Annotated in this window: 6 protein-coding genes; all 6 read left to right on the forward strand. The window is 69.6% G+C overall.

Features of this window, described 5'->3' with window-relative positions; translation table 11 throughout:
* Positions 1–121: 121 nt before the first annotated feature.
* The 6 genes from VDQ18_RS12740 (at position 122) to VDQ18_RS12765 (ending at position 6,645) form a co-directional block, all read left to right on the forward strand.
* Positions 122–841 (forward strand): metallophosphoesterase, encoded by a 720-nt coding sequence (locus tag VDQ18_RS12740; RefSeq protein WP_323021320.1) that lies wholly within the window; start codon positions 122–124, stop codon positions 839–841.
* A 54-nt stretch (positions 842–895) separates the two neighbouring features.
* Positions 896–1,696, forward strand: a complete 801-nt coding sequence (locus VDQ18_RS12745; protein ID WP_323021315.1) for a flagellar motor protein MotB — start codon at positions 896–898, stop codon at positions 1,694–1,696.
* An 83-nt stretch (positions 1,697–1,779) separates the two neighbouring features.
* Complete coding sequence (locus VDQ18_RS12750) at positions 1,780–3,087, forward strand: flagellar hook-basal body complex protein (protein WP_323021316.1); 1,308 nt, start codon at positions 1,780–1,782, stop codon at positions 3,085–3,087.
* Positions 3,088–3,106: 19 nt separating this feature from the next.
* Positions 3,107–4,534 (forward strand): flagellar hook-associated protein FlgK, encoded by a 1,428-nt coding sequence (gene flgK, locus VDQ18_RS12755; RefSeq protein WP_323021317.1) that lies wholly within the window; start codon positions 3,107–3,109, stop codon positions 4,532–4,534.
* A 3-nt stretch (positions 4,535–4,537) separates the two neighbouring features.
* The gene (locus VDQ18_RS12760; protein WP_323021318.1) at positions 4,538–5,545 is read left to right on the forward strand and encodes a flagellin; all 1,008 of its coding nucleotides are present in this window, start codon (positions 4,538–4,540) and stop codon (positions 5,543–5,545) included.
* Entirely contained in the window at positions 5,545–6,645 is a 1,101-nt protein-coding gene (locus tag VDQ18_RS12765) for a flagellar basal body P-ring protein FlgI (RefSeq protein WP_323021319.1), read from the forward strand. Before VDQ18_RS12760 ends, VDQ18_RS12765 begins: the two co-directional genes overlap by 1 nt.
* The last annotated feature ends 109 nt before the right edge of the window (positions 6,646–6,754 follow it).

Genomic DNA, 6,754 nt, shown 5'->3' on the forward strand with positions numbered 1-6,754 from the left:
CCGCTGGGTCAAGTGCGCGCCGTCCGGCGGGCCGGGGGCGAATCGAGCCCTGCCATCGCGTTGAACTCGCCCGGGTTTTGGCCCAGAACGGCAGCGCGTCCGAAGGGGATTCCACATGACTCTGCGCAGCTACGCCATCGGCGATATCCACGGCCAGATCGACCTGTTGCACGCCGCCCATGCCCGGATCGCCGCCGACCGCGCCCGCACCGGCGATGCCGAGGCGCCGGTGATCCATCTGGGCGATCTGGTCGACCGTGGACCGGATTCGCGGGGCGTGGTGGACCTGCTGCTGAAAGGCCAGCTTTCCGGTCAGAACTGGGTGGCGCTGAAGGGCAACCACGACCGCATGTTCGGCTATTATCTGGAGGGGCGGGCCGATCCGGCGCTGCGCCCGGGCCTCGATTATCTGAACCCGCGGATCGGCGGCGATGCGACGCTGGCCAGCTACGGCCTGTCCCCCGATGCCCCCCCGGCCGAGGCCCGCGCCGCCGTCCCCGCCGGGCACCGCGCCTTCGTCGAGGGGCTGCCCAGCTATCACCTTCGGGGCGGGGTGCTGTTTGTGCATGCCGGCATCCGCCCGGGCGTCGCGCTGAACGACCAGACCGAGACCGACATGGCCTGGATCCGCGCGCCGTTCCTGGACTTCACCGGGCCCCATCCCTGGCTGGTCGTCCACGGCCACACCCACCGCCCCGCCGCCGAGCATTGCGGCAACCGGGTGAATATCGACAGCTCGGCCGCCTATGGCGGGCCGCTGACCGCCGTGGTGATCGAGGGGCGCGAGGTCTTCACCCTGACCGATCAGGGCCGCGAACCCCTGCTGCCGCACCCGGATTAACCCCGGCTTCACCTCTGCCTGCTAGGCCGGAAGCGGGTGAATAAAGGTGTTGAGATGAGCCGACAGAACGACGTCGCGCCCATCATCATCAAGCGTAAGAAAGTAATCGTGGGGGGCGGCCATCACGGCGGCGCCTGGAAGGTGGCGTATGCCGACTTCGTCACCGCGATGATGGCCTTCTTCCTGATGATGTGGCTGCTGGGCGCAACCACCGAATCGCAGCGCCGCGGGCTGGCGGATTACTTCAACCCCTCGATCCCGGTGCACCGCATCTCCTCGGGCGGGGAAGGCATGTTCGGCGGCTCGGATCTGGAAACCCGCGACCAGTCCGCCCCCGCCACCCCCGCCGAGAACGAGACCGATTCGGGCGTCGATACCCAGGTCGAAACCCGCAGTTTCGAGGATCTTCAGCAGCGCCTGACCGGCCTCGGCGGCGAAAGCGCGGTTCTGGACGAGGCCTTGCGCCACGTCGTCACCCGCCAGACCGACGAGGGGCTGGTGGTCGAACTCTTCGACCTGCCCGGCGCCCCGCTGTTCGAGCCCGAGACCAACGAACCGACCGAGGTGACGCGCCGCATCGTGACCATCGTGTCGCAGATATTCGGCATGGTCCTCAACCCCTTGGCGATCGAAGGCCATACCCGCAGCTATTCCGTCGTCCAGGCCAGCGATCCCCGCTGGGCGCTGTCCACGGCCCGCGCCGACCGCATCCGCAGGCTGCTGGACGAGGACGGTTTCGACCCCGCGCGCATCGCCCGGGTGAGCGGCCATGCCGACCGGCGGCCCGCCGATCCCAACCCGATGTCGGTCCGCAACAACCGGCTGGAACTGATCCTGCTGCGCAGCCGCCGCTGAGCGGTCGGACGTTAGGCGCCCATTAAGACGCCTCGTGCAACCTCGGGTCCAGTCGCTCCGCACCAGCACGAAAGGCAGGACCCATGTCCACCCTCTATTCCTCGTTCAACGCCGGTATCGCCGGGCTGAATGCCAACTCGACGCGGCTTGCCGCGATCTCCGACAACATCGCCAATACCGGCACGCTCGGCTACAAGCGCGTCGTCGCTTCGTTCCAGTCGATGGTGATGGGCGGCTCGCATTACGGCCCCTATATCGCCGGGGGCGTGCGCGCCTCGACGATCCGGCTGATCGACGAACGGGGCGCCATCACCGCCAGCGCCAATGCCACCGACCTCGCGGTCAGCGGCCGCGGCTTCCTGCCGGTGACCGCGCAATCGGCGCTGAACCGCTCGGGCAACCTGCCGCTGATGCTGACGACCACCGGCTCGTTCCGGCCCAATGCCGACGGCCTCCTGGAAAACCCGGCTGGGCTGATCCTGCTGGGCTGGCCCGCCGATCCCGACGGCTCGATCCCCGCCTTCCCGCGCGACACGATCGGCGGGCTGGAACCGATCCGCATCAACTCGAACCAGTTCGCCTCGGACCCGACGACGCGCATCAACGTCCGCGTCAACCTGCCTGCCACCGGCACCCGCGCCGATTCCGACGGCCGCTCGCATGACGTGGCGCTGGAATATTACAGCCCGCTCGGCACCACCGACACGCTGACCATGACCTTCGCGCCGACCGTGCCCGCCACCGGCCAGTCGAACGAATGGACCGCCACGGTGACCGATCCCTCGACAGGGAACGTGATCGGCGACTACACCATCACCTTCGACGACCAGCCGCCGAACGGCGGGCGCATCCTCAGCGTCACCACCGGCGGCGCAGGCGGCGCCTATGACCCGCTGACCGGCGAATTCACCGTCACCACCGATTCGGGCCAGGCCATCGCGCTGAACATCGGCATGCTGGGGGATGAGGACAGCATCACCCAGATGGCCGACAGCTTCATCCCCGTCTCGACCGACCGCGACGGCTCGCCCGTGCAATCGCTGGTCGGCGTGCAGGTCGATGCGACCGGCTATGTGAAGGCCTATTACGACAGCGGCCTGATCCGCACCATCGCCCAGATCCCGCTGGTCGACGTGCCCAATCCCAACGGGCTGATGGCGCTGGACAACCAGGCCTATCGGGTCGCACCCGAATCGGGCGCCATGTTCCTGTGGAACGCCGGCGACGGCCCGACGGGCGAGATCAACGGCTTCTCGCGCGAGGAATCGGCAACCGATGTGGCGGCGGAACTGACCAACATGATCCAGACCCAGCGCGCCTATTCCTCCAACGCCAAGGTCATCCAGACCGTGGACGAGATGTTGCAGGAAACCGCCAATCTGAAGCGCTGACCGATAGGAGGGCCGGACCATGGGCATCACATCCGCACTGAACAACGCCAATTCCGGCCTCGCCGCCTCGGCGCGCGCGGTGCAGGTGGTCTCGGCCAATATCGCCAATGCGCTGACCCCCGGCTACGCCGCCCGCCAGCTGGAGCTGAGCGCGGCCACGCTGGGGGGCGTCGGCGGCGGGGTCAGGGTCAACGGGGTCACCCGCCTCGTCGACCCGATCCTGCTGGGACTGCAACGCGACGCAGGCGCCGCGCTCGCCTCGGGCAACAGCGCCTCGGCCTTCTGGCAACGGATCGAAACCAGCATCGGCCAACCCGGCGAGGGGCTCTCGGCCGCGCTCTCGGCCTTCGACGCGGCGCTGATCGCCGCCAGCGAACGCCCCGATCTGACCAGCCGCCTTGCCGCGGTCTCGGACAGCGCCAAGGCCCTCGCCGCCAAGCTGGGCGGCATCGAGGACACGGTTCAGCAGCTGCGGGTCGAGGCCGACAAGGCCATCGCCAATGACGTCCGCAGCCTGAACGAGGGGATTGCCCGCGTCGATGTGCTGAACGACCAGATCGTCAAGATGCGGATGGGCGGCCAGCCCACCCAGGGGCTGGAGGATGAGCGCCAGGCGCTGATCTCTTCCCTGTCCGAGATCGTGCCGCTGCGCGAATACCCGCGCGACAACGGCCGGGTCATGCTCTATTCCGCCACGGGTGAGTTGCTGCTCGATACCGAACCCGCGGTCTTCGGTTTCACCAATACCGTCGCCATCGACGCGGGGATGTCGGTCGGTGCCGGTCTCTCCGGCCTTACCCTCAACGGCCGCGCCATCGCCACCGGCGACCGCGGCCCGGTCGGGGGCGGGCGCCTCAGCACCGGCTTTGCCGTCCGGGACGAGGCCGCGCCCGGCGTCCAGACCCAGATCGACGCTTTCGCCCGCGACCTGATCGCCCGCTTCTCGGATCCGGCAAGCGACCCGACGCTGGCGGGTGCCGTCGGCCTCTTCACCGATGGGGGCGGGCCGGACAGCGGACTTCCCGGGCTCGCCGGCCGGCTGTCGCTCAACGCGGCGGTCGATCCCGCGGCGGGCGGTGCGCTCTGGCGGATCCGCGACGGGATCGGCGCCGCCGCCCCCGGCCCGGTCGGCGACCCGGCGCAGATCAACCGGTTGCTCGGCGCGCTGGACCGCAGCCTGTCGTCCGGTCCCGGCAGTCCCCTGCAGGATTCGGCCGCGCTGCTGGGTGACCTGCTGACCGCAATCTCCCGCAACCGGCAAAGCGCCGAAGACACGCAGACCAGCGCCCAGACGCGCCACGACACCTTCACCGAAGCGATCCTCGCGCAAGGCGTCGATACCGATTCCGAAATGCAGCGCCTCCTCCTGATCGAAGAGGCCTATGCCGCCAACGCCCGCGTCATCCAGACCGCCGACGCGATGCTGCGCACCCTGTTGGAGATCTGACCGATGAGCTGGCTCACCCTCGGCAGCCTGGCCCTGCCCTTCACCATGAACCGCAACACGCTGATCCTGCGGCAGGAAATGTCCCGCCTCAATCAGGAGGTGGTGACCGGCGTCGCCAAGGATCCCCAGCGCCGGCTCAAGGGCGATCTCGGGCCGCTCAGCGCCGTCGAAAGCCGCCTCTCCCGGATCGAGGCCTTCACCCAGGCCAATACGCTGGCCACCAACGCCGCCGACATCGCGCAATCGGCGCTCAACCGCGCGGGAAATATCGCCTCGGACATCGGCAACCGGATGCTTGCGGTCTCGATCGACGGCATCGCCCCCGCGACCCTGCGCGCCGGCGCCACCGCCGCGCGCAACGCCCTCGGCGATCTGGCCAGCACCCTCTCGCAGCGCGTGGCGGGCCGGGCGGTGTTTTCGGGAAATGCGAGCGACGCGGCGCCGCTGCCCGATGGCGAGGCGATCCTTGCGGCGATCCTGCCCTCGGTTACCGGCCTCACCGACCCGGATGACATCGTCGCCGCGGTCACGTCCGCCTTCATGGATCCGGGGGGCCTGTTCGAGACGACCCTCTATCAGGGGGGCCCCGCGGCCGAAGGTCCCGCCATCGACACCGCCGCCAATGCCCCGGCGCTGCCCACCGCCGCGGACCCCGCCCTGCGCAAGTTGATGGCCGGGCTGGTGATCTCGGCCCTCGCCGGCAGCACCGCGCTGAACCTCGCCGACGTACACCGCCAGGACATGGCGCAGGCCGGGGCCGAGGCGCTGATCGGCGCCGCCCCCGCCATCGCCGAGGCGCAGGCCAGCCTGGGCGAAACCCAGGCACGGCTCGACACCACGCTGACGCGCCTCAGCAGCGAGCGCGACGCCCTCACCCTGGCCCGTCAGAACCTGATCGGCGTCGATCCCTATCAGGCGGCCAGCGAACTCGATGTGGTGCAGACCCGGCTCGAGACGCTCTATGCGCTGACCGCCCGCACGCAACGGCTGTCGCTGACGGAGTATCTCTGATGCAGCGCGCCCTCGTGGCCCTTCTGATCCTGCTGCTGACGGCCAGTGCCGCCGCGGCACAGATCCGCCTCAAGGATCTGGTCGAGTTCGACGGCGTCCGGGGCAACGATCTGATCGGCTACGGCCTTGTCGTGGGGCTGGACGGCACCGGCGACGGGATCCGCAACGCGCCCTTCACCGAAGACATCATGACCAACATCCTCGAACGGCTGGGGGTCAACATCACCGGCGAGCAATTCCGGCCCCGCAACGTGGCCGCGGTGCTGGTGACGGCGACGCTGCCGCCCTTCTCGCGCGCGGGGTCACGGGTCGATGTCACCGTCTCGGCGATCGGCGACGCCAGCAGCCTGTTCGGCGGCACCCTGGTGATGACGCCGCTGAACGGGGCGGACGGACAGATCTACGCCGTGGCCCAGGGGGCGGTTCTGGCCGGCGGGGTGGCGGCGCGCGGCGCCGCCGCGCAGGTGGTCGAGGGGGTGCCGACCTCGGGCTCGATCCCCGGCGGCGCGCGCGTCGAGCGCGAGGTCGATTTCACCCTCGCTTCGCTGCCTCGGGTCCGGCTGGCGCTGCGTCAGGCGGATTTCACCACGGCGGTGCGGATCGAACAGGTGATCAACGGCCATTTCGGCCGGGCGGTCGCCGCGATGCAGGATTCAGGCACCGTGCTTCTGGATATCGCCGCCACCCGCGCGCCCTCGGCGGCCCATGCGCTCAGCCAGGTCGAGAACCTGGTCGTCGATCCGGGCTCACGGGCCCGGGTGGTGATCGACCAGCGCTCGGGCACCATCGTCATGGGCGAGGATGTGCGGATCAGCAGGGTCGCGGTGGCCCAGGGTGGGTTGACCCTGCGGGTCGAGGAGACACCGCAGGCGATCCAGCCCAACCCCTTCAGCCCCGGCGAAACGGTGGTCGTGCCACGCACCGACGCCTCGATCACGCCGCGTCCCGGGGTCGGCATGGCCGAGGTCGCGGGCGGAACCTCGCTGGCGCAGGTGGTGGCCGGGCTGAACGCCCTGGGCGTGGGACCGCGGGACATGATCGACATCCTGAACACGATCAACGCTGCCGGTGCGCTGCATGCGGATCTGGTGGTGCGCTGATCGCGCGGCCGGGCCGAGCGGGGCTGAGGACGCGAGGGAACGAGGGAGCGAGGGAGCGAGGAAGCGAGGAAGCGAGGAAGCGAGGAAGCGAGGAAGCGAGGAAGCGAGG

Origin of the sequence: Pararhodobacter sp. (assembly GCF_034676075.1) — a bacterium.
In the GTDB taxonomy this organism is placed as follows: Bacteria; Pseudomonadota; Alphaproteobacteria; order Rhodobacterales; family Rhodobacteraceae; genus Pararhodobacter.